At 42.7% G+C, this 22750-nt stretch carries 34 protein-coding genes; 3 read left to right on the top strand and 31 right to left on the bottom strand.

Features of this window, described 5'->3' with window-relative positions:
- Window positions 1-238: 238 nt before the first annotated feature.
- On the top strand, window positions 239-571 hold the full coding sequence (locus BCU07_RS05785) for a PBPRA1643 family SWIM/SEC-C metal-binding motif protein (protein ID WP_017068336.1): 333 nt from the start codon (window positions 239-241) through the stop codon (window positions 569-571).
- A gap of 104 nt (window positions 572-675) precedes the next feature.
- On the opposite strand, the gene BCU07_RS05780 is transcribed toward BCU07_RS05785, so the two are convergent.
- The 22 genes from BCU07_RS05780 to BCU07_RS05675 all read right to left on the bottom strand — a co-directional run bounded on the left by BCU07_RS05780 (window position 676) and on the right by BCU07_RS05675 (window position 13589).
- Window positions 676-918: a hypothetical protein gene (locus BCU07_RS05780; RefSeq protein WP_029235167.1), complete on the bottom strand. Its 243-nt coding sequence runs from the start codon at window positions 916-918 to the stop codon at window positions 676-678.
- A gap of 132 nt (window positions 919-1050) precedes the next feature.
- Complete coding sequence (locus tag BCU07_RS05775; protein WP_017063925.1) at window positions 1051-1566, bottom strand: adenylate kinase; 516 nt, start codon at window positions 1564-1566, stop codon at window positions 1051-1053.
- Between the two features lie 259 nt (window positions 1567-1825).
- The gene (locus BCU07_RS05770) at window positions 1826-2290 is read right to left on the bottom strand and encodes a DUF302 domain-containing protein (RefSeq protein ID WP_102428713.1); all 465 of its coding nucleotides are present in this window, start codon (window positions 2288-2290) and stop codon (window positions 1826-1828) included.
- Between the two features lie 181 nt (window positions 2291-2471).
- Complete coding sequence (locus BCU07_RS05765; RefSeq protein ID WP_102428714.1) at window positions 2472-2729, bottom strand: hypothetical protein; 258 nt, start codon at window positions 2727-2729, stop codon at window positions 2472-2474.
- 203 nt (window positions 2730-2932) lie between these two features.
- Window positions 2933-3514: an HD domain-containing protein gene (locus BCU07_RS05760; RefSeq protein WP_102428715.1), complete on the bottom strand. Its 582-nt coding sequence runs from the start codon at window positions 3512-3514 to the stop codon at window positions 2933-2935.
- Between the two features lie 129 nt (window positions 3515-3643).
- Window positions 3644-4060: a VOC family protein gene (locus BCU07_RS05755; RefSeq protein ID WP_102428716.1), complete on the bottom strand. Its 417-nt coding sequence runs from the start codon at window positions 4058-4060 to the stop codon at window positions 3644-3646.
- A 118-nt stretch (window positions 4061-4178) separates the two neighbouring features.
- Window positions 4179-4523 (bottom strand): VOC family protein, encoded by a 345-nt coding sequence (locus BCU07_RS05750; RefSeq protein WP_017066545.1) that lies wholly within the window; start codon window positions 4521-4523, stop codon window positions 4179-4181.
- A gap of 88 nt (window positions 4524-4611) precedes the next feature.
- The gene (locus BCU07_RS05745) at window positions 4612-5082 is read right to left on the bottom strand and encodes a GNAT family N-acetyltransferase (RefSeq protein ID WP_017066546.1); all 471 of its coding nucleotides are present in this window, start codon (window positions 5080-5082) and stop codon (window positions 4612-4614) included.
- A 36-nt stretch (window positions 5083-5118) separates the two neighbouring features.
- Window positions 5119-5475: a hypothetical protein gene (locus BCU07_RS05740; RefSeq protein ID WP_102428717.1), complete on the bottom strand. Its 357-nt coding sequence runs from the start codon at window positions 5473-5475 to the stop codon at window positions 5119-5121.
- Window positions 5476-5564: 89 nt separating this feature from the next.
- A complete protein-coding gene (locus tag BCU07_RS05735) occupies window positions 5565-5999 on the bottom strand; it encodes a GNAT family N-acetyltransferase (protein ID WP_029235822.1) in 435 nt (144 codons plus the stop codon).
- 77 nt (window positions 6000-6076) lie between these two features.
- A complete protein-coding gene (locus BCU07_RS05730; RefSeq protein ID WP_017066549.1) occupies window positions 6077-6484 on the bottom strand; it encodes a bleomycin resistance protein in 408 nt (135 codons plus the stop codon).
- A gap of 87 nt (window positions 6485-6571) precedes the next feature.
- Window positions 6572-7009 (bottom strand): NUDIX hydrolase, encoded by a 438-nt coding sequence (locus BCU07_RS05725; protein ID WP_017061797.1) that lies wholly within the window; start codon window positions 7007-7009, stop codon window positions 6572-6574.
- Between the two features lie 25 nt (window positions 7010-7034).
- Window positions 7035-7451, bottom strand: coding sequence for a nucleotide triphosphate diphosphatase NUDT15 (locus BCU07_RS05720; protein WP_017061796.1), 417 nt, complete (start codon window positions 7449-7451; stop codon window positions 7035-7037).
- A 56-nt stretch (window positions 7452-7507) separates the two neighbouring features.
- Window positions 7508-8353, bottom strand: a complete 846-nt coding sequence (locus tag BCU07_RS05715) for an MBL fold metallo-hydrolase (RefSeq protein WP_017061795.1) — start codon at window positions 8351-8353, stop codon at window positions 7508-7510.
- Window positions 8354-8370: 17 nt separating this feature from the next.
- Window positions 8371-8859, bottom strand: coding sequence for a GNAT family N-acetyltransferase (locus BCU07_RS05710; RefSeq protein ID WP_017061794.1), 489 nt, complete (start codon window positions 8857-8859; stop codon window positions 8371-8373).
- Window positions 8860-9018: 159 nt separating this feature from the next.
- Window positions 9019-9879: an NAD-dependent epimerase/dehydratase family protein gene (locus BCU07_RS05705; RefSeq protein ID WP_017061793.1), complete on the bottom strand. Its 861-nt coding sequence runs from the start codon at window positions 9877-9879 to the stop codon at window positions 9019-9021.
- Between the two features lie 118 nt (window positions 9880-9997).
- Window positions 9998-10744 carry a hypothetical protein gene (locus BCU07_RS05700; RefSeq protein WP_017061792.1) on the bottom strand — a complete coding sequence of 249 codons (747 nt, stop codon included), beginning with the start codon at window positions 10742-10744 and terminating at the stop codon, window positions 9998-10000.
- A gap of 331 nt (window positions 10745-11075) precedes the next feature.
- Window positions 11076-11327 (bottom strand): hypothetical protein, encoded by a 252-nt coding sequence (locus BCU07_RS05695; RefSeq protein ID WP_017066550.1) that lies wholly within the window; start codon window positions 11325-11327, stop codon window positions 11076-11078.
- 229 nt (window positions 11328-11556) lie between these two features.
- Window positions 11557-11970, bottom strand: coding sequence for a GFA family protein (locus BCU07_RS05690; RefSeq protein ID WP_017059216.1), 414 nt, complete (start codon window positions 11968-11970; stop codon window positions 11557-11559).
- Window positions 11971-12276: 306 nt separating this feature from the next.
- Window positions 12277-12651 carry a VOC family protein gene (locus BCU07_RS05685; RefSeq protein ID WP_102428718.1) on the bottom strand — a complete coding sequence of 125 codons (375 nt, stop codon included), beginning with the start codon at window positions 12649-12651 and terminating at the stop codon, window positions 12277-12279.
- Window positions 12652-12729: 78 nt separating this feature from the next.
- Window positions 12730-13428 carry a pseudouridine synthase gene (locus tag BCU07_RS05680; protein ID WP_102428719.1) on the bottom strand — a complete coding sequence of 233 codons (699 nt, stop codon included), beginning with the start codon at window positions 13426-13428 and terminating at the stop codon, window positions 12730-12732.
- Window positions 13428-13589, bottom strand: a complete 162-nt coding sequence (locus BCU07_RS05675; protein WP_012604036.1) for a hypothetical protein — start codon at window positions 13587-13589, stop codon at window positions 13428-13430. Before BCU07_RS05675 ends, BCU07_RS05680 begins: the two co-directional genes overlap by 1 nt.
- 208 nt (window positions 13590-13797) lie before the next feature.
- Between BCU07_RS05675 and BCU07_RS05670 the strand changes: the two genes are divergently transcribed.
- Window positions 13798-14199 carry a YkgJ family cysteine cluster protein gene (locus BCU07_RS05670; protein WP_102428720.1) on the top strand — a complete coding sequence of 134 codons (402 nt, stop codon included), beginning with the start codon at window positions 13798-13800 and terminating at the stop codon, window positions 14197-14199.
- A gap of 53 nt (window positions 14200-14252) precedes the next feature.
- Here the strand turns inward: BCU07_RS05670 and BCU07_RS05665 are convergent, their stop codons facing one another.
- The 9 genes from BCU07_RS05665 to BCU07_RS05625 form a co-directional block, all read right to left on the bottom strand.
- The gene (locus BCU07_RS05665) at window positions 14253-14654 is read right to left on the bottom strand and encodes an NUDIX hydrolase (protein ID WP_017059210.1); all 402 of its coding nucleotides are present in this window, start codon (window positions 14652-14654) and stop codon (window positions 14253-14255) included.
- A 228-nt stretch (window positions 14655-14882) separates the two neighbouring features.
- Window positions 14883-15263, bottom strand: a complete 381-nt coding sequence (locus BCU07_RS05660; protein ID WP_102428721.1) for an STAS/SEC14 domain-containing protein — start codon at window positions 15261-15263, stop codon at window positions 14883-14885.
- Window positions 15264-15384: 121 nt separating this feature from the next.
- Entirely contained in the window at window positions 15385-15879 is a 495-nt protein-coding gene (locus BCU07_RS05655) for an HAD family hydrolase (protein ID WP_102428722.1), read from the bottom strand.
- 130 nt (window positions 15880-16009) lie between these two features.
- Window positions 16010-16474, bottom strand: coding sequence for an ASCH domain-containing protein (locus BCU07_RS05650; protein ID WP_102428723.1), 465 nt, complete (start codon window positions 16472-16474; stop codon window positions 16010-16012).
- Window positions 16475-16736: 262 nt separating this feature from the next.
- The gene (gene glpQ, locus BCU07_RS05645) at window positions 16737-17792 is read right to left on the bottom strand and encodes a glycerophosphodiester phosphodiesterase (RefSeq protein WP_102428724.1); all 1056 of its coding nucleotides are present in this window, start codon (window positions 17790-17792) and stop codon (window positions 16737-16739) included.
- A 77-nt stretch (window positions 17793-17869) separates the two neighbouring features.
- Window positions 17870-19243 (bottom strand): glycerol-3-phosphate transporter, encoded by a 1374-nt coding sequence (glpT, locus tag BCU07_RS05640; protein WP_029235560.1) that lies wholly within the window; start codon window positions 19241-19243, stop codon window positions 17870-17872.
- A gap of 505 nt (window positions 19244-19748) precedes the next feature.
- Entirely contained in the window at window positions 19749-20003 is a 255-nt protein-coding gene (locus BCU07_RS05635) for a DUF3297 family protein (RefSeq protein WP_017059204.1), read from the bottom strand.
- Between the two features lie 242 nt (window positions 20004-20245).
- The gene (locus BCU07_RS05630; RefSeq protein WP_017059203.1) at window positions 20246-20680 is read right to left on the bottom strand and encodes a GNAT family N-acetyltransferase; all 435 of its coding nucleotides are present in this window, start codon (window positions 20678-20680) and stop codon (window positions 20246-20248) included.
- Window positions 20681-20904: 224 nt separating this feature from the next.
- Window positions 20905-22035 carry a PcfJ domain-containing protein gene (locus BCU07_RS05625; protein ID WP_102428725.1) on the bottom strand — a complete coding sequence of 377 codons (1131 nt, stop codon included), beginning with the start codon at window positions 22033-22035 and terminating at the stop codon, window positions 20905-20907.
- 235 nt (window positions 22036-22270) lie between these two features.
- Here BCU07_RS05625 and BCU07_RS05620 point away from each other — a divergent pair, with 235 nt between their 5' ends.
- Window positions 22271-22693: a universal stress protein gene (locus BCU07_RS05620; protein ID WP_017063967.1), complete on the top strand. Its 423-nt coding sequence runs from the start codon at window positions 22271-22273 to the stop codon at window positions 22691-22693.
- Window positions 22694-22750: the final 57 nt, after the last annotated feature.

Genomic DNA, 22750 nt, shown 5'->3' with positions numbered 1-22750 from the left:
CGATTAATAATTTGAATTTATCATTCATAAGCCTATTTAGGGAAATCTTATTGTCTTGAATTTGAAAATTAGTCCAATCCGAACAATGCTAGAGAGCAAACCGTTACTAGCAAACAATAACCAAACAGCCTTTGTTCACATCACTGCTTTATCAATTGCAATATATGCGTATAATCCCCGCTCCATTGCGCTATCGTCGTTAAAAATAGCGCCATTCAACATTTTTAATGAGTACCCAATGTCGAAACTATTTTTCAAAGGCCGTATCGAAACAAGACAGAACCACGTTCTTGCTGGCTACAACGTAAACCGCGATGTGAAAGCGGGTACTGAAGAATCTCCAATCGCAGTAATGGTTCAAACTGAAGCGCGCAAAGCAGAAGTTGAAGCACTAGCCGCTGAAAATACTATCTTCGTTACTGTTACAGTCGACGCAGACAAAGAAGAGAACACCATCGAGCTTGATACTCTACTGAACAAGCCAAAAACGATGACGTTTGAAAAGACCCCTAACCGTAACGATCCGTGTTCTTGCGGCAGCGGTAAAAAATACAAGAAGTGTTGTGCATAAGGCTTCTCACTCAAACTGCCAATAGCACGATGAGTTAAGTAATATCTAACGGGAAGATCATTGAGGTCTTCCCGTTTTTATTTGCCTAAGCCAAACTCACAAACTCAGTCGAGGTTGTCTGGTGTATTCAGATATGTTCCACATTGGGTACATTTGTAATCACCTGTCGCGCCCGAACCTGTAACACCAAAAGATAGAAACTCCGATAAAATTCGTTGGAGTAAGCTCGGTTCTTTATCTTCAGCTTGTGGTGCCTTTTGCACTTGGCTACTGAACATCGTGTACCTATGCAGTGTAAGTTCCTTACAGTTACAGCAGAACGCTCTCGTCTTCTCACTTCCATACATAATATCTATAGCCTTAATTCAAAGCACAAATTCAACACATGGCAAATATGCCACATGTTGAGTTAAATCTATATATTTTCATGAAGTTATGAGCAAATTAAAGCGTTTCAAAGAAAGGTAAGCTCTCGACTGTTAAGTGACGTGTTGATGAACAAAGTTATTCAATTCAGTCACGCTTCTGATGATGTAAACCTCTTTCTCTTTAGCGCGCAATTCTAACTGCGCTTTAAAGTCGTCATTCCAAAATTTAGGACACAGTTTTAGTGTCTTATAACTTTGTATCGTGCCTTTTATAACTGAACTTCCATCAGGCCAGCCTTCAGGTTTAACGAATAGACCTTTGAGCATTCGCTTGGTTACAAACCAGTAGCTAATTGAATAAGGAAGGTCGATATAAACCAAGGTATCAGCTGCATCTAAACGTGTGTTGAACGAGCCTAGAGGGCCAAAACCATCGATGATCCAGCTTTCTGACTTAAGTATGCTCTCATGAGCCTCCTCAAATACTTCACGTTCAACAAACTCTCCGTTGGCCTTGTAAACAATAGAGTCCAACTGGTGAAGCTCTATCCCTGTAGCTAGTGCTAACGCCTTGCTGACTGTGGATTTTCCACTCCCAGGCTTGCCAAAAACCGCGATCTTTTTCATATGACTTCCTCTATTCAGATAAAACCCATAAGACAGCGACAAAAAACCCACCTTACGGGTGGGTGCGATAAACAAAGCGCATCAACAATCCCACCATTCCTATGGAATGATGATAATTCGTTGGTTAGATTGCGCTAAATTCAGTTTCATAAAACTACTTTTATATACTGTTGCTTAGTTGTCAACACAATGACTAATGGGCGATATCATCGTCATATCGCACCCATTAATAGTCTTAATGAGTGCTTATTGATCTTGGTTATTTTGCTTTCTTTTTCGCCACTGTCGCTTCTGATAGCTTGCTTAGTACACCCGATACTTTCTTAACGACCTCGTCACAGCCATTGATCGCGTGACGGTCTACCAAGTAATTAGGATCGTTGTAAGACAACCATACTTTCTTATTAGAATCCTCAGTGACTAACACCTTCTGCGGTAAATCTATCGCGACTTCTTGAGCACATTGCATTAATGGTGTCCCTACTTTCGGGTTACCAAAGATGATGACTTCCGTTGGTCTCAATTCAAGATCGACCTTACTCGCGTTTTTCTGATGGTCGATTCTCGCAAACAAGGTCAAACCTTTGCTCTTGGCGATTTCTTCAAAGCGGTCAGCGGTCTCTTTCACTGAATAATTACTTTGGTATTTAATCAAACCATCAGAAGCCGCAGCTGAAAATGATGCCGAGAGTAAAATGGCGCATAGTGGTAGTAATTTTTTCATCGTCACCTCTGAGATTTAACCTAATCAAACTTACATTCATAGCGCCACTTCCAAATTCAGCGACGTAACCCATGTCAGTATAGACGCGATTCCATTCTCAGTTTGCAGAGAGGATCACTTTTCTAATGCGTCTTATTATCATCAGTTTAGGTGGGGATTTTTTCAAAAGTTAAACACACGATCAGTGCCACGATTTGGTTCCACATTTCTCACATTGGTATTCGTAATCACTGTCGACAGAAAAACCGGGAACTTTATGGTCACCTCTAAACAATAACGTCATCAGGTATTCCATCAACACGCCTAACTTCCATTGTTTCTTTTCAGATTCAGCGTCCGCTTTAGATTCAGCATCGGAAGCGCTAACAGCAAGGTGCGGGGTAAGTGCGTCGCACTGCTCACAGTGATAAGGGTGTTTAATATACTTATTATCAAGCATTTATATAAGCCAACTGATATTTATAAATTTGATACATACTAACAACTTATCACTCGGTTCTCGAACTTATTGTTGTCCACTAGAGTTTTATTAGAAAGAAATGAGACACAAGGTAAGTGCCATGCATCTTGAATCAGTTACCATCGAGATCTCCCTCATTGAAAAGCTAAAGCTATTCTTACGCTAAGGTATGAAATTAACTTTTACTTTAATAGCCCTTTTTCCGCAGCACCTTCAAGTTGCACTTCTAGCTCTTTCCATAAGGCACGACTGCCTTTAGAAATACGCTCGCCATTGAAGGTCAGTACTTTGTCTTTGGATATGTTGTGCTTCTTCCAGCTGTGACCACCACCATGGATGTTATGAAGCAAAGGCGGCACTCTATCGATCGCCTTACCAAATCTGGCTTCTGGTGACTCACCTGCTTCGAACTCAAGCCATAAATCCAAATACTCGCTTCTTGAATGGCTCGGTAATGATTTCAGCAAGCGCTCAACGCAGTTTCTCTCTTTGAGCTTGTTTTCTGCGGTTTCACTGGCATAAATGATGGTATCTCCGGCATCGATTTCCCCAAGGTCATGTATCAGTAACATCTTCATCACTCGCGTAATATCGATTTGTTCATTGGCATAGTCTTTCAACATAAGAGCGCTCAAACAGACGTGCCAACTGTGCTCAGCGGAGTTTTCATATCGATCCAATCCAACCGGTTTTGTCTGTCGATGAACATCCTTTAATTGTTCAATCTCGACCATGAATTGCAGAATGCCTTTGATTTCTTCCACGATGAGCTTCCTTAACTTAAGTTGATGATTTAGCGGTGCGGAGGGTTAACCTAACGAAAGAGAAGCGTTACTCCCAATGAACCGACATTTTGTAATACGCAACACCCGATGGTTGTGGGCTAAGCTTATCTACCTGTTAGCCATAGGGTGTTCAGGGTTTAACTGAAGCAGATCCCACAAGTTACCGTAAAGATCTTCAAACACAGCAACGGTGCCGTAGCCTTGCTCTTTGGGCTCTCGGACAAAGTTAATGCCCAAAGACGTCATACGTTCGTAATCACGCCAGAAATCATCGGTGTTTAAGAATAGGAATACGCGTCCACCAGCTTGGTTGCCGATGAAATCAAGTTGCTCTGGCTTGGAAGCTCTAGCAAGTAACAGGCTAACACCGGTTGAATTTGGTGGAGCAACAACAACCCAACGCTTATCTTCTTGTGGTAGATACGTGTCTTCGATGAGATCAAACTTAAGCTTGTTTACATAGAAATCAAGCGCTTCATCGTAGTCTTTTACCACGAGTGCAATGTGGACAATATTCTGTTTCATAACATACCTTGTTGGGGTTTTACTGCGGGGAATGATGCCATGAAGCAGGTAAAGACACTAGGTGTCGTATCATAAATCGTAGTATCTCGTCCTTCACAATCTAAAGGCTATTCATCAGCTATAACTCCCAGAATCCGAGTTCGACGCCACCTTGAATAACAATGGCACACATCCCGTGACGTGGTAACTCCATTGGCGGCACCGCAACTTCGGCGCCAAGTTTCTCGGCGGCATTTACTGCAGACTGAATATCATCTACCAGCGTGTAATGACGAACAGTTGGTTCTTCAGTTTCACGAAGCGGCGCTCGAATGCCAATTACCCCACCATTAGATAGCTTTGCAGTGCGCGCCCCACCAAGGTTTACATCTGCACCACTGAACTTCACGTTGTAGAGCTGAGCGTATGTTGCACAAACAACATCGACTTCCGGGGTAACCACTTCAAGATATTGAACCTTCATCAAATTTCCTTTTCGTGTTCTTTAAGACTCTCAACCTGCATATAGCTGTTCAGGAGTGTCCCATCAACAATTAATCGGTTTCATATTACTAAGCAATTCGACCGCGCATGATAAATTGCGGGCCTGCTGCGCCACCTAAATACTGTTCATTGGTATCTTCGAAGCCGCCTTTCTGATAACAGTTAAATGCTGCGGGATTTTTGCAATTCACAGTTAAGTAAATCGACTGATACGCTGAGTAATTCGCTTTTAAATATGGAAACAAAGCTTTGACCGTGCCAGTTCCTAAACCTTTACCTTGCTGGTTTTTATCAAGCACAAAAGCTCTTAGCCCAATGCTTCCTTCAGGGCAGAATTGGTAGTGCTCTGCGTAAGCGATATCCAGCTTAAAGAAACCAACAATTTCGTGATCAGACTTAATCACGTGCAAGTGCGTCGTTTCACTGCCGTCTAATAAAAACTCTGCAGCTGTACCAGCGAACTTAACCTGTTCATCGGCGAGTTGGATGGCCTGAACTGACGCCACATGGGATTCTTCAAGCCTTTCGATAGTTATCATTGCTCTTCCTTCTGTATAGCACCCACGAAAAACCGACTAGAGCTCATCGCTAGTGTCTCGAGAACCGTAGTTTGGGAAGTTGATATTAAGAACGTTATCATCCTCAAGTGTGAATAGAACACTTCCATTCTCTACACCGGTTTCGTTCCTATCTGAACAACCTAGAAACAACTCCCAATCAAACGAATATTGAAGTCGGTATTGATTCTCATTGATGTGTAGAACGTCTTTGATTTTGATACCGTTCACCACATGTGCCATATCATCGATGTATGACAGGTCTGGGATTAACTTTTCTTCGAAATCACTCTTATGCTCGGTTAAGAAGTTGAGCAGCTCAGAACATAACTCGGAGCTATGAACCAATGGTTTAGACAGACTAGAAAACAACATTTCTAAATACTCCAAGGATTGTTTTGATATTGGGCGGATGCGCGCGAACCTGTTACAAATTCAAGCTCAGCCAGCGCGAACCTTTAAAGCTAAACGTTACTATTATCCGAACTATTAAACGAGTACATTCGAACTTCATCTCGAGGAAACCAGCCCAACTTTTCGTAAAACTGTTGAGCATTGATGTTGTCGTTATAGACAAACAAGTGGGTCTTCGGGATGCCTAACCCTGCAAGGGCGTTGACCGCCTCTGCAACAAGCTTACAACCTAACTTTTGCCCTCTGAAGTTGGCCGAGACAGCTAAATGTTGTAAATACCCACGACGTCCATCCGTTCCGACCAACACAGCGCCAATGATCTCGTTGTTACTTTCAGCCACAAAACTCAGACCGGGGTTACGCTCTAAATAGCTCGCAATGCTTTCTTTCGAATCGGCATCGCGAATACTCATGCCTTCTGTCTGGCACCACAACGCGATCACTGAGTCGTAGTCTGAAATGTCCATTTCCCGAATGTTGACCACTCTACTCTCCTTGTTTATACGGGTACTTAGTTAGCCGTGTTTCTCGTAATAAATGAGTAGCTAATAATACTTATGTGTTAACGAATATCTTGGCAGAACCTAAAGAGATAACCGTCAGGAGTTTGAACGATGAACTGCTTCTGAGTCGCGATCAAACCCCCACATTGATAAGACTTCGACTCTAACGCTAAGTAAATAGAATCAGCGGCGCTTTCGTTAACTCTCTGATAAAGTGGTTCGATATCGATAACATCCCATTGAAAGTTAACGCCACACCCTAAAGGAAATTCCAGGTCACCTGAAAGCCATTTTCGACTTTTGCCCGCAATCCCTTCAAGCATCACATCAACACCATCAAGCGTTAGATAAGCAAACTCCTCATCTGGGCGCTCGTATTTCACTTCAAACCCCAACACATCGACAAAGAAGGATTTGCTCACATTAATATCGAAACAATAAAGCTCTGGAACTACTCGTAATGTCATGATTTACCTATTCACTAAATAGCGAGAGATTAGTAAGAATCTAATCAGGATTTCTACTCTAATATAGATTTAATTAATCTGTATACTTTAGCTAGCTTTGTAAAGCCTTTCGTTGATCTCCCAAAGCGCGTTTCTGTTCGAGTCATATGTTAGAAGTTCAATAGCTTCTTGGTAGTCACACCAACGGTAATCTGTGTGTTCATTTGATAATTGAGGATCTTTCGTCACTTTAACTGAGAAGGAATGCTCAGGAATTACGAATGGATGCTCAGTCCAATTGTGATTTCCTGCATAAAAGACTTTTGGAAGCATGCACATTGAATCGAGCAACTGCCAATTACAACCGACTAGCTGAGTCTCTTCAGAGAGTTCTCGTTTTGCTGCTTCAAGTAATGATTCATTGTCTTCGCCACCACCCGATATTGCCTGCCAAACACCATTGTCCCTTCTGCGTGCGATTAAAAATCGAGATTTGTTATCGACTGTTTTGTAGGGAAAGACTAAAACTTGAAAAGGTGATCTCATTGATATGCCCTCCAATCGTTCACGTTTACGGCGCTAGCTTCCCAAGGATGACCGGATCGTTAAGCAAATTCGTCAGAGGAAGAAACAATGGCTCTGGTAACTCATCGAGCTTAAACCATTTCCACTGCTTACATTTATCAGGTTCTGTTATCTCTGGTTCGCCGCTAGCGTCAGAAGCAACAACAAACAGCGTTATATAGTGCTTGTTCTCTTTCTCAAAAATATCATTGGTAAAAGAAAGCTTCTCAAATGCACTAACAACTAAACCAGTCTCTTCGAGTGTTTCGCGTTTGGCACACTCTTCGATACTTTCACCCCACTCAAGGTGTCCGCCCGGCGTTGCCCACGTATGAGCCCCATGAGAACCAATTCGTTCTCCAAGTAGTACTCGTCCTTCACGTAGAATAACCGCAGCTACACCTACTCTTACTTCCTGACTCACTTAAAACTCCTTAATTCTTACCAAGTGACAAACGTACAGCTAAGGTTTGACCAACGCTACACATGAATACGCCGACCTGTCGGCATTGCTTCCAAACGCTCGCCTAATACTTCTTTCAACAGGCCATAAGCTTTCTTGCCTGTGCAGTGCCCTGTATACAGTTTATCAATGGGGTATTGAGACAGCGTCAATCCAAGCTCTCTAATGTCTTGCTTTGTGCCACCAATACTATTCAATAATGGTAACCCCACTAGATGAAAGCCCCCGACAACGGCTTTTATTCTCGCTCCTGGGAACATAGTAACCGCTGTTTCAACCATATTGAGAACGCCACTATGCGCACAACCAGTAAATATAACTAAACCGTCTTTCTCTTTAATCACCAACAGTAATTCATGATCAAATGAGTCGCGCTCCTGTCGATTCTTCGACTGTGTATAAAGGTATTTATTACCCTTAGGTTGTTCGTGTTTCACGCTAATATCTGTGATAGCAAAGACATTTGAGGCGATCTCAGTCGTACGATTAACGAAGACTAACTGCTCGTTGCTGTTTTCTAGTAAGTCCGGATTGATCCCGACATCACTTTTGAAACCGAAAGCCCGGAAATGATAGCTTTTCTGTTCGCAATTTTTAAGAAACACTTTGGCTTTAGAGTTATGAGCAACAAAATCAGCGGTGCCATTACAATGATCATGATGCCTGTGTGATATGACAGCGAGGTCTACATCTTTGATATCAATACCCAGTAATGGTGCGTTTTGACAAAACGTATCGCCACTTCCCATATCGAACAAGATCTTTAGCGATTCAGTTTCAATATGCAGTGATAGTCCGCGCTCAACGGCTAAATCTTTCCTGTTATCCAGTCGAGAGTTGTCAACCAGCGTCGTTATTTTCATAGTTCCTTTTGATTCATTTACGAATCGCACATTGCCCAACGGAAATAAGGTCTTTGACCATCCATTCGCTCAACCTCTGCACCCAACCTTTTGTAGAAATCATGCGCTTTCTTATTATGTGGACTTGCCGTCCATGAGATGTGAGAGGCATATGATGACTCCGCTTGTGACTTTAAAGCCAACATAAGTTCATGGCCATACCCTTTTGATCTTTGATTTCCTGTTACCAATAGGTCGTCAAGCCAGATTGATGGCTCTCCACTGAAGGATGAATATCGATAGTGATACAGTGCGAAGCCAAAAGGCTCACAATTCCGTTCCAATATTAATGCATGAGCAAATGCGTAATCACCAAATAGTGTGCGTTCGATTTTCTCTATAGTTGTCGAGATTTCACCACTAAACCCTCTCATACTCCGGTCAAAGTCAGCTTTTTGTTCAATAAACTCTAACAAGACACTTGAGTCTTCTTTCGTCGCAGTCCGTACGATCAAGGTCTTCTCCATGTTTGGTAAGCCTCATGCTGTATAAAGGTGTGGAGCGCGCTTGTCGTTCAATGCGAGCTAACTAAAAAATGACGCTGCTGATTAACTTAAGCTCATACGCCGGAGAGACTAAACTCAACTAAAAGTACCGAGGGTTGGGAATCAGAAATAAGCACTCAACTATATGTAATTTCCAATATATTCGCTAATTGACTCAGTAGCCTCAAACGAATAACTAATTGGAAGTGTAAGGTTCATCTTCTCGACTTCTACAGCTAACGAACCGTTTTCTACCTCAAACTCTTCCCAACGGATCTTTCTTACTTTTGTTACAGCTTTTGCAGCTAGTAAGAGTCGAGCGAACTCTGCAGGACTATAGCCTTGCGTCTCAGCAATAAAATGCTGCTTTTCTAAGGTTCGGCCTTGCGCCAAAAGTAGATAGAACTTCGCAATGTCGTAGACATGAACATATTGGTTATAGCCGATAGACGGCACACCTACTTGAATCGTTTGGCTAGCGAAAGATTCTACAATTCGTTTTAGCTGACAATCCTCACCGCCATAAACCAAACTAGGACAGTAAACGACGTGCCACCTGTTTCTAATAGCGCTATGTATCGTTTCTACGTCTAATCTAACGGCGTCTAAGGGTTTCAGTCTAAACTGTCTCAAATCAGCGCTAGAGGCGTTGCCAAATAGCCAAACACCTGATGTATGTATCTTTGTTGCTCCTTTAGCAGCAAGTAGGTCTAACTCAGAGAGCAATTCCTGCTCCACATCGGCAATTTCATGTGCGGAGAATTGTGACCAATGTGGACGCGCACAATTCACAACCACGTCAAAGAAGCCTTCATAGTCAGCTCTATCTTTTATTAACCCAACTAAAGGAGGAGTGACGACTTTGTCTCTACCGTATGTAAAAACTTCAAAGCCACTTTTTGTGAATAGCGATGTAACGTGACGACCAATGTATCCACTAGCCCCCGCAATTAGTACTTTCGTTATTCCCTTATTCTCTCCATTACACATAACCAATGACATGCATCTCCCTTTGAAGAAACATTCTTCAATATACGCTCAGCCAATACACTCTTGGCATTTATGTGTTGATCGCGTTAACAAGCCCCTTTGATTCCAAAAAGTATTGTGATGTGAATAGTTAGATATCAACCTTTTCTGTGAGCCTTGCTTTCAATTTTATGCCCAACTTAATGTGGGCTTTGGGTTGAACCATTGGCTCTAAGCCAAACTGCTTTCTTGTATTATTCAATAACAAAGGCGGTAACTTTTCTTCACAGTACATGGCGTATTTTTCAAAGTACAGTCTCGAGTATGCACCATCAGCGATATCAAAAGGTTCATCAAGTTGAAGTCGCTTATGTTTAACCCAACCTTCGAGTGAATACCAACATGATAGATATAAAGGCCCCCAAAGATTCAGAAAATGCTTTTTTGATACCAAATCATGAGTAGCAAAGTACCCCATTCTCTGCAACGCGACACTTACAGCTTGAGCTGCTTGTAATTCTTCTTTGCTCCATGTCGATACATAATCCACACTAACGTCACTAGTTACCTGACTATAAGGCTCTCTTTTGTGAGCGTCTGTCACCAACCTAATCGCAGGTTTTAATGCTGACATCTCTTCCATCGCCCAATTCAACAATTCGGCATTACGACTTCGGGTCGATTCCTCAATAGATTTCGAACCTTGTTTCAGTCCAACCAGTAAGACGAAAGTTAAAATAACCATGACCATATCCATTACACCGGAGACACCACTCCAATCAAACTCATGGAGCTTTACTGTCACTTCTTTTGAAATGTCTATTGCTGATGAAATTGTTAGAAATAAAGACGCAACAAACACCGATAGTAAGACAATGTTTAATATTATTTTTCTCATAACCTTCGTCCAAAAATTTTGTATATCAAATCAATACTGAGCTAAATAGTAACCTAAGTAATTACCAACATTAAATAACTCTTTTAACCAGTCAAAAACCGTACGTAGTTGATGCCAAAAATGGTGAGCTATACTTGTTAAGAGAACATGGTTCACTCCGATAAGCACTATTGGTTAGAAGAGTTATCGCCGCTTGAAGTAGCTGACATCGCGATCACCTCACCTCACCCATTGTGCCGAAAACACTAAAGTTGATTCTAGCTGGAAATGCCAATCGTTTAGCATCATTTTTATATACCGAAATGGATAATAAACACTTGTTATGTACTTTTTATTGAGGCCTATCTTCTGGGTTATCATGATACCAGGCTTCGAGCAGTTCCCGACCATAGATGACTTCTGTCTGCATATGCATGTAAAGAAGGAATACAGCCAATAGAAAACTAACTCCGTTCAACCACCTTAATGCTTGTTTACGCTCTGCATCATAGAAAAACATACTGACACCAACAAGCAAGAAAGGATAACAACCTATAAGAAGTAACAACCAGCCAAGGTAACTTGATATTGCCATATCTGTCATGTCCGCCCCCTCAGAGCCATTAGAAAACTCATTGTATATTAGAGTAACTATTCAGCTATTAGGAGTTCACATAATCGAGTTTCGAGGTACTTCAAGTTGGGGGTTGATGCTGGGATGTTAGGCGTGAGCACCACCTAACCGAAACCATTACACCGCAAACACAAAACTCGACCGAAACTAAAAAATGCCGAGCGTTGTGAATTAGTCTTAAGCTAATAAAAACTAAGTGCTACTCTCCACTTTCAAAGTGGGCAAATACTTCTGCACCAGTCATATTTTTTGTTTCATTTTTAAATTCGTAGTATTCGGGCTTTTCATCGATGAATATCTGATGAGTTAACTTGTAGTCATCCCCAGACATCAATAAACCGACAGGAAGGTGATACTGATTATTTGGCACCAAAAAGTAAAACAAGTGAGTACCACATTTACCGCAGAAACCCCTCTCAGCCCAATCGGACGACTTATATCTAACTACATTCGATTCACCTGATATTTTAACTGAATCAGCGCAATCAATGGCTAACATCGGACCGCCCGACCAATTTCTACACATACTACAATGACAAGCCCCCAATTCATTACTGGCGTACTCTACTTCCAACTTAACCGAGCCACATAGGCACTTTCCTTTACCTTTCATAAATCCTCCAATCTTTGCAATGTGTGTAAAATGAATAGCCGATAACGCTTTTTATACCGATGACTTAATAAGAAAGGCTATTTTTTGTTTCCCTTCTCCGACAAATACACGGCATACTTTTTAGAGATCCAGTTATGAATATGAAGCCCTGTTTTACGAACAAGATACCAATCTATAGCAACTAAAATCACCAAACCGATTACAGTTCCCATTATAAAACCTCCATGCTCATTGAATTGTCACTCTAGCAAATAGGACAGAAAAGCACCGTGAACCTAGACATACTATCAATGCAAGTTGGATGAATTAACGCGGCCTGATGTTTTCAGCCACACGCCACAGCACACCACTTGGGTCGGTGATACAAAACTCAAGCATTCCCCAAGGTTGCTCAACAACCTCGGAAACGGTAACTTCAAATTCCGACACTACATTAGAGTTTTGGATGTGTTGATACCAACTTTTTACGTCTTCAACCAGCAAGTGCATCATGTAATTGTGACAGTGCGCAGGTTCATAAAAATTTTGCAGAAGGAACGCACAACTGCCGTGTCGTAGATAGGCGATATCGTGAAATTCAGACTTCACTTCAAAGCCGATTGACTGGTAAAAACGCTTGGATAAATCGAAGTCTTTCGCGGGTACAAAAGACTTAGTTTCTGAGACTTTGAGGTTTTCCATCCTACATCCTTATAGTGTTGATATTCTGCTCCTGACACGCTTAACGCTTTAAGTGTTTACAGCGTTTATTGAGAGCCCTTATTCAGAGTCTTGCTGAAATGAGTCGACTTCGGCTTTAGTTAGATAACGCCACTGACCTGCTTCAACATCTAAACGTACATCGCCAATCTGTTCACGGTGTAGGCCAACAACTCGATTCCCGACCGCAGCAAACATTCGTTTTACTTGATGAAACTTACCTTCTGTAATGGTCAACAGCACTTCTTTACTGGTAATCACTTCGAGCTCTGCCGGACGCGTCGGTTTTTGTTCGCCCTGCAATTGAATGCCCGCTTTAAACTTATCAGCGACATCGTCTTTGATATCTCGTGACAATGTCACGCGATACACCTTCTTACACGACTTGGTTGGCAGAGTGATGTTGAATGACCATCGCCCATCATCGGTAATCAAGACTAAGCCTGTGGTGTCAGCATCTAAGCGCCCTGCAATGTGCAGTTCTGATGCTTTGTCTATCTCGATGTAGTTGAACAATGAAGGATAAACTTCGTCGATGTTAGAGCAGATAGTACCCGCAGGCTTATGCATTAAGAGGTAACGAAATTCACGTAATTTAAGAGGCGTGCCATTTAACAAGATGGTGTTGCTTTCATGAACCTGAGTCGATTCATCGGTGACCGTCTCACTGTTTACGTTCACCTCGCCATTATGGATGCGTTCAATTGCTTCAGGCTTGGTTAGTTCAGTGCTTTTACATAGGTATTTATCAAGGCGCATTAATCGTCAGCACCACATTTTGCGCATGGCTTATAAGTACGTTCGCCTTGAGCAATCACCACATAGTCTCGAACGCAGTTATCACATAGCGCCAATTTTGGGTAAGCGTCTTTCTGTTTCTTTGCGTTGATGTCGCCTTCGGTGGTGTATACGGTTCTCATTTTTATGCCTTGTTTTAATAACTTGCTAGGCGCAAATTGTATCACTGTTTACAGCCTTGTTTGGAGTGGTGGTGAATAGATAAATTGATTTTAAGCACCGCCATTCCAAGATCCCTCCCCGTAACGGCTTAACCATGAACAACAAAGTCAACGTGCCACGGCTATCAGTGGTAAAATGATAAAAGCTCACCAACTTATGAAGTCGATAATGAAAGATTGTAATCAATGCGGAAAATGCTGTATCAAATACGGAGATGGCGACCTTGCCGCGACTCAAGAAGAGATCGATTTGTGGGAGTTGTTCAACCCAGACATCTTTGAATATGTTCGAGGAAGCGAGATATGGTTTGACCCTGAATCTGGCGAACGTTTAACTCGCTGCCCTTTTCTGGAGCTAGTTCCGACGAAAGACACCAAGGCTCAAGCCAAGTACACATGCAGCATCTACTTAGACCGACCAGAAGATTGCAGACACTATCCAAGTCTGATTAATGAGATGGTACGAGATGAGTGTGAAATGATTGAGGTGGTGGATTTACAAAACACGAAGAAAGCTCAAAGGAAACTCGACCTATTGATGAAAGACAGCCGCCCTTCAAGCTATTCGTAAGCGATGATCTTTTGAAGATCAATCTTCAGTATTAGCTAGTAGCCGCTAAAACCTTAAGCCAAATACTGGTTCGCTTCTAACCAATCAAGCGCAACCAGTGCCGCCAATGAGCATACCGCTCTGTCGTTGCCATCCACAAACTTAAGCTCTTCGATTTCAGCATCTGGAGACAGTTCGCCTGTATAATCAGCAAGATAACAAGTCAATTGCACTGATACGCCTTCCGCTTTGCCATCAGCTTGGCCTGTAAACGTCTCGACGTATTTGATGGAGTCAGGCACTAAATCAACTGAGATCTCTTCTTTGATTTCGCGAACCAGTGCTTGCTCATCACTTTCGCCAGCTTCACGCTTACCACCCGGTAGATAGAACAGTTCTTTGCCTTTTGATCTGACCATCAACAGCTTGCCGTCTTTGATGAATATCCAAGCCAGCTTATCAATTACCTTATGCATGTCGTTAGACCTTATTTCTGTTTTAGTTCTCGTTCTTACTGAATCAAGCCACACCATTAGTCGCGACCAAACAAAGCCTGGGTATGTTACACGCTGGAAGGAATATACTCTATTGAATCGAATAGGAAATATCATCGCCAAAACGAAAAATGACAGCGTTCGAGACAATTCTCGTCAACTGTCATCGGCGTTGTTTACGGATTGCTTTCTAGTCGTTCGTAGATAGAATCAATCGACTAGCCACTTAAGCGCAGAGTCATGGTCTTCGAATGACTTAATCTCACCGGACACAAACCAACTGCCGACTTTTGATGCCATTTCTTGCCAGCTTTTATCACCATAAATCGCGATTTTGTCTATCTTCGAATTGAGCTCTAATCCCAATTTGAAATCATCCCAAGCTGCACGTAACTCCCATCCTGTTAAGGTTGAGATATCGACCAGCATCTTGAGTTTAGATGAATCGAGTTCTTCTAGCGTGGTATTTAGAATTGGCATCATTGCCTGATAGTCATCGTGTGTGAGTTTGCCTTTCGCTTTGAACACAACGATGGTTTCACCGCTAACACGTTCAATTCCAACCGATATTCCGTGACGTTCGACACTCATAACCTAGCCCTCATAGTGGAAACTAGAGTTAGCTTAGAGGATTAAACAGCAAAGAGATGAGAAGTTTACGTCAAAACGGACAAGCGCTTTATCTGAACTTAATATCAGAGAATTAATCGCGCTACTCCAACAGTTCGCTTAGGGATTGAACTTGTACGATACCTGGATGCTGTGACTTAAGCTCAGCACCTTCCGTGTTCAACCACACCGCTTGCAAACCCGCTTCAAGTGCTGGGTAAATGTCTTTCTCTAGAGTGTCGCCTACCATGGTGATCTCTTGTGGTGAAACACCGAGCTTAGAAATAATGGCAGGATAGAACCCCGACTCGAACTTAGAAAAGCCAATGCTCGCCTTACAAAAGTAACCCAAGATATATTGAGACAGGCCAACACGCTCAAAGGCTCGAATGATGTCGTCTTTACTGGAATCACCAGCATTGGTAGCAACATAAACTAGATGAGTTTTCGACAACTCCCACAGTAATGCACGAGCACCACTCACTTCTTGTACGGTTTCCCAGTCACACATCTTCCCTTGTGCGTCTGGGAAATCGACCATCAGCGTATTGCCCCAGTCGAATAAGACTATTTCTGTTAATTCGATTAGCTTTGTCATCTTGCCTCCTGCATACGATGAATTATCTAATGTTTAAGCGAGCCTATAAAAACTTCTCGGACGGTTAGGCTCATTATGGACAACCTTGTTACTGTTTATGGAGCACGATCTTCTAAACACAAAATACCCTTTATTGATAAACCACTTTGAAACGCTCCAACATAAGTAGCATGTCTTCACTTGGTGAGATCTTGAGCTCTTCACATTCACGAGAGAAGAAGTTCCAGTGAGCTTCTTTCCACCATTCGAGTGTTTTGTCACCCTCGCCTTCGGCAGCAGCAAACTCCGCCGTCACTTCGTTATATTTGCACTGTGAGACTGAAGTGATCTCTACAATGCAAACTGGCTTGCCATCCCAGTCAGTGACGACTTGCAAGTGACCAACTACTGGTCTCGTCTCGCCTTCATGGCTGTACCAATATTCAAGGCTGCAAGACGCTTGTTTTTCACCCTTGACAATTAACTGGGCGCAGAGGTTGGCGTTGTATTCATCAGCACAGTAATAGTCGGCACTAAAAGAGGTGTATTGCGAAGCAACGTCTGCTGGTAATGTGTTGAGGTAGCTATCAAGATAAGCTTTGCTTCTTTCTTCCATGATCTTTCCAAATTCAATATCAGGTTGAGCCGATAAACACTTATAGATTAAGCATCTGGCTGCATTGGGAGTAACCTATCAAGTCAGGTTATAGCTGTAAACCGAGTGAATATCAAAATGTGGGCTGAGAAAGAAGAATATAGGTAGGATTTCGAGGCCAGTACAAGGAGATCCAAAAAGTGAAAGAAGAGCCAAAAGCACCTTTAGTCGGTGCTTTTGGCTCTTAGTATCTCGTTACTAATAGCTCGTAACTGACGGGGTATTAACGGTTCAAGAAGTCGACCGCTTTGTCTGGGAAGTCGGTAAACACACCATCAACTTTGACTTGGTTGTAGAAGACATCCAACATGCCATCAAAGTTATCAGCATAAGCTGGGATTCTTCCTGGGTCAGCACGGAACGTGTACGGGTGAACATCTAAGCCCGCGTCTTTTGCTGACTTCATTAACGGTTTAATAATGATGTTATCTTTGGTCGATGCATCGTCCACCAACATTGGCTTCCAAGGGCCTATTCCTTCCGCATAAGACGCCACTTTTTCCATGCCACCAGCTTCAAACATCCAGTCGTAACTGTACGGCGTTGCTTTGTCACCTTGGTAGGTCATGGTTTCATTCCAATCTGTATAGGCCATCAACTGAACGAGCTTAAGATCCATTTCCATCACTGGCATGAGCTCATCGTTAATGCGTTGAAGTTCATTGGCGTCAAAACACTGCAAATACACTTTGTCGTCTTTCGATAGGTAACCATATTGATGCAAGGTCGCAAGTACCGCTTTGGAGATGTCTTTGCCTTCGTGACGATGGAACCAAGGTGCTTTAATTTCAGGATAGATGCCGACGTCATAACCTAAGGTCTTATTTAGGCCTTGGATCAGCTCGATCTCTTCTGCAAAGGTAGCGACACGAAAATCAGACTGCCACATTGGGAAGCGCGTTGGGTACCCTGCCACTCTTTTACCTTGGTCATCGAGGTTAAAGCCTTCGGTCACTTTCAGGGATTTAATCTCAGCGAGCGTAAAATCAATCGCGTAGTAGCGGCCATCTGCGCGAGCGCGTGTTGGAAAGCGATCCGCGACATCGGTGACGCGGTCTAGATAATGATCATGCAAAACCACTAATTGGTCGTCTTTGGTCATCACGACATCTTGTTCGATGTAGTCGGGTTTCATTGCGTAAGCGAGCGCTTTAGCGGGTAAAGTGTGTTCAGGTAAATAACCAGAAGCGCCGCGATGCGCAATCACTAAAGGATCTGCTAATGCATTTGCAGATAAGCTTAGTGCTAATAAGGTCAGAGACAGTGACGTTGTTTTCATTATTGTTTCCCTTGATAAAACAGAAGCAGGATATACCTGCCTCTGTTGTTATTTATAGATGTGATTCAGTAAATACACTACTGAGCTAACGCTTCTTTCTCTCGTTCGAGATCTTTTTGTTTATGGTGCGCACGCTCACCTAAGAAGGCGTAAAGCAGACAGATGATTGAAGCCACACAAGCGCCGACCAAAATAATGAAGCCGCCATCCCAGCCGTAATGGTCAACCATAAAGCCGAGTATTGCGTTCGCAGCAACCGCGCCACCTAAGTAACCAAACAAACCCGTTAGACCAGCCGCTGTACCCGCTGCTTTCTTAGGCGCAAGTTCCAGTGCATACAAACCGATCAGCATTACAGGACCATAGATAAGGAAACCAATCGCAACCAGTGCCAGCATATCAACCGTTGGGTTACCTGCTGGATTCAGCCAATATACCAACACAGCGACTGTCACTAGAACCATGAACAAGATACCTGCAGGTGCACGTCGGCCTTTGAATAACTTATCTGAAATCCAACCACACAATAAGGTGCCAGGGATACCTGCCCACTCATACAAGAAGTAAGCCCAAGATGATTTATCTACAGAGAAGTCTTTTGCTTCTTTTAAGTAAACTGGAGCCCAATCGAGTACGCCATAGCGGATAAGGTAAACAAACGCATTGGCAATAGCGATTGACCACAACAGTTTGTTAGAGAAAACGTACTTAAAGAAGATCTCTTTCGCCGTCATTTCTTTCTCATGAGACGTATCGTAGTCGTCTGGGTAATCGTCTTTGTGTTCTTCAATCGGTGGTAAGCCGCAAGATTGAGGTGTATCTCTTACAGTAAACCAAACAAAGACAGCAACGAGAGTGGCAAAAAATGCAGGAACATAAAAAGCGGTTCGCCAATCGTCGTTAAAAGCCCACAGCCCCAACAAGAACATTGGGCCAATCAAACCGCCACCCACGTTGTGAGCAACGTTCCATACTGACACTATCTCACCACGTTCTTTTCGTGACCACCAGTGAACCATGGTTCGTCCACAAGCTGGCCAACCCATACCTTGGAACCAACCATTCAAGAACAGCAGGATAAACATCGCAGTGATGCTGCCTGTTGCCCAAGGCATGAAGCCAAAGCAGAACATCACCAACGCCGACATTAACAAGCCACCGCTGAGGAAGTAACGAGGGTTAGAACGGTCAGAAACACTGCCCATTAAGAACTTAGATAAGCCGTAAGCGATAGATACCGCCGCTAATGCAACCCCTAGTTCTCCACGGCTAAAACCTTGTTCAATGAGATAAGGCATCGCCAAACTAAAGTTTTTACGGACTAAGTAGTACCCCGCATAGCCAACGAAGATGCCAAGAAACAGCTGCCATCGTAGTCGTGTGTAGGTGCTATCGATCTTATCTGATGACAAGCGATCGATATGCGCCATAGGTTTGAATATTCCAAACATAGGAACCTCATAATTATTGGGCGAAGGAAGAATTTAAATGCTCGAACGAAAAAATTTAGCGCTCATTCGAAATCAAGGGAATTGTATGTGCTTCAGGATTAATTTCTGTGATAGAGGTAGTTATTAACAAAAAATAACTTTAAATACAGCATATTAGTTTCATTTAATTAGACTGCGCTTCATATTTTTGTTTGTATCTGTTTAATTAAACATCAGAACTTTCGAGTACGAATAAATCCAAAAAGAGCGAGCGAACATAAATCAACCAACAACAACTTTGTTATTACTGCGAATGCATAGTGAATAACAACAATTTTGGTTGAATCTGTGGAGTTATGAAGGTGGTTTGGGCTATTGGTTAAAGAAGTTCGCTAAAATCAATGCAAACAAAAAGGGTCTAGATTTCTCTAGCCCCTTTAAGGTAATAACGCTTGGTGGCTTGATGTTGGCTAATTAAGCAAACATTAGCTAATTACTCGAAGTATTAGCTAGCCACACGACGTGACTATGCGTCGATGTAAAAAGCTTCTACAGTGCCTTTTAGAGTAATAAGCATTGGCTGACCAAAACGATCTAGCGCTTTTGGAGAAGGGATCTTAACCCAACCTTCGCTGATGCAGTATTCTTCAACATCAGTACGCTCTTTACCATTTAGACGAATGCCGATTGGGTATTCGAAACACTCAGCAACGTGGTGTGGGCTGCGTGGGTTGCCTGCAAGATGATCTGGTAAAGCTGGTCTTGAATTAGTATCGCTCATGTTCATTACCTGTATGTACGTAAATAAAAAAAGTGCGTCATTCTAGTCAATATAGGCTTTGTGCTCAACAACTGCTGCAATAAATCGTCTTGATCGTTTTAATCAACAGCTAGTTGTTTGATTTAAAGGCGATATCGGCATGAGTTTCAACGAAAATTTAACAGGTTTATGCATTATGGATGAAAGGGAGAAATTCATTACTCGAACGGCAGATAAACTAATATCAGGCTTTTATTCCGAGCTTATCGATTAAGCTCAATACTCATCACTTTATGGTTCGGTTCTGATTCGATATTTACGATTGACCAACCTAGCCCTTGGTAGAGACCCATGATATTGGTGTACGCGTAGAGTTGAGTTTGCACTGCAGAAGAAACCTGTCTGACACCACGATTAATCAGTTCACTGGCAATGCCTTGACCGCGCCATTGAGGGTCGACAAACACAGCGTTGATCCACACTACATCACGAACTTGGTGAGGTTCTTGAAAATAGGAATACGCCAAGCCACCAATGACCACATTATCGCGAAGTACTGTTATTACTGGAGGGAGTTGTACGTTTTCTTTATATGTATCTTTAAACTTGAAATCAGACCATTCACTTTGAAATAAGCCCTCTAACTCATGCCAATAAGGTGAGTTTTCATCGCAATTTCTAAAGATTACTTTCTGCATTTTTCCGTCCTTTTAAAGAGAGTAATTCGGCTATCCTAGCCTTGTTTAATCTAAGTGTAGGTAAAGCTACTCTTCTTCGTCGTAATCGTCTGCTGGGTCTTGATTAATTTATTCGCCGCATCCTAGGCATTCGCCTTGCAGATCCGTAGGCATCACAATAATCAAACAACAATGAGGGCAAAGATCGCCTTGTTGAAACATCCTGTATTCCTTCTACTTAATGGCTATTGCTTAGGATATTTTTGCTTACTCGCTTCTAGCCAGTCGTGAATCACTTGGCGAGCGGATTCTGATGGAGGAGCATTTCGTTTTCCGCAGATTTGGTCTATTTCAAAAGGAAATGCTTTGCTCGGGACGCGGCGTAAACCTATGGTTAAACGCTGAGGCTTGAGCATGCGGAACACCACATAACGATCGCTCATGATTCGGTTGTGATACACGCCAATACAGTGCTTCTGCTCGATGCCTTCGTGTTCAAGGTCGTAATAATCCGTGAGCGGATGAATGTTGTCATTACCGAGTAAAGGTACGGGATAAGGGATGTCTTTATCCATTGGGCAGTTACCCTCCAAACGACGTAATTGGCGTTGCTCCGTCCAGCGGTCATGGAGTTGTTCAAACATCGCAAAAGAGTTCTGACTGGTAATCGCGCGCAGTGGATCATCCATCTCCAAATCTAGTCCTAACAATATCGCATCTTGGAACATCGCCATCTTCGACGGTGCGTTAAGTCTGCCCTCTTCCACCATTGCAATCCCTAGCCTGCTACCAGTTAGAAATGGATGAACTTGGTCCAAACGCAGGGCTGTGTATCCAACTTTTGAGTAATGCTTAAACTTAAGGACTCGTCTTTGCAGCGGTTCGAGAATACGAACAATGTGGTCGAGTTCATCACCAACATTGTAATGAAGCTCTAGCTTGTCGATGAATTTGAGTGTCGCCTTGCTGCCGTCTAAGCCCAACTTGGTAAGGATCTTCTTCTGCCCTAAGCGACTTAGTGCCAGTGCTTTCTTGTTGTCGACACTGTATTTCATGCAGATCAAAGCCAAAATAACAGGCCTTAATTCAAGCAATTGCGCGGCTTCATAAGTATTCGCAGCAAGCCACAACATCTGGTATTGGTATTCTGGAAAGTCGTCGGTGATTTCACGATAACGCGCAGGTAATGAATTTAGCCAACGACCATTCACGTCAAACTGTTCAACAAGGTTGAGGCTCAGCCCAATGCCTCCATCAAGCGGTCGTCTACCATCTTCAAACACATGAAAGCCGACGAGCTTTTGAGACCAGTCTCGGATCTCAATATCGTAGTCGAAACCTAATGTTCGAGTGGGAATGGTTAGTAGTGCTGTCATTGATGCCTCTTCGTTATTGGCGCATTGAACTATCAAGCCTATCTAACAGCATAAGCTAGCGCTTCAACCACTATATCAACCTTTTGTAAATTTCTTACCAATCAAAGCGATATAAATACGATAGTGCTTAGAAGAACATTGAATGATGATTTTACGGAATATGAGATCTCTTCGATATCATTTGCGTCAACAGAAACTATGCTTGTTACATAACTCACAACAAGAGGCTTTAATTATGGATTACCGACATATTCTGGTCGCACTTGAACTGTCTGACGACACCAAGATTCTCATTGATAGAGCGACCTTCTTCGCTGATAAACTGGAGGCTGGCATTTCATTTGTTTATATCGATGGTACGCATGGAGAAATTTATCCAGAGCTCGTTGATATTCAGGGAAATGACGGTGATTTACCCATCAATGAAGATGCCGTTAAGCATTTGAAAGAGTTTGAAGCCTACGCCAAGCACCCAATCAAGCACATTTTCGTGGGAACGGGTGATTTGAACGATAAGCTCAAAAATGCCATCGAAGCCAACGGCGTTGACCTATTGCTATGCGGCCATCACCATGATTTTTGGCATAAGCTCATCTCCCATTCTAAACAGATCATCGATACTTCCCCTATCGATATTCTCGTTGTTCCAATGGAATAGAAGCTCCAGTTCGACACTCAAAAATAACCGGCATTGCCAACCTCTATCGGTATTATT

Origin of the sequence: Vibrio sp. 10N.261.54.E10 (assembly GCF_002877735.2) — a bacterium.
Lineage (GTDB): Bacteria > Pseudomonadota > Gammaproteobacteria > Enterobacterales > Vibrionaceae > Vibrio > Vibrio crassostreae_C.
This window is presented reverse-complemented; position numbering and strand designations above follow the sequence as displayed.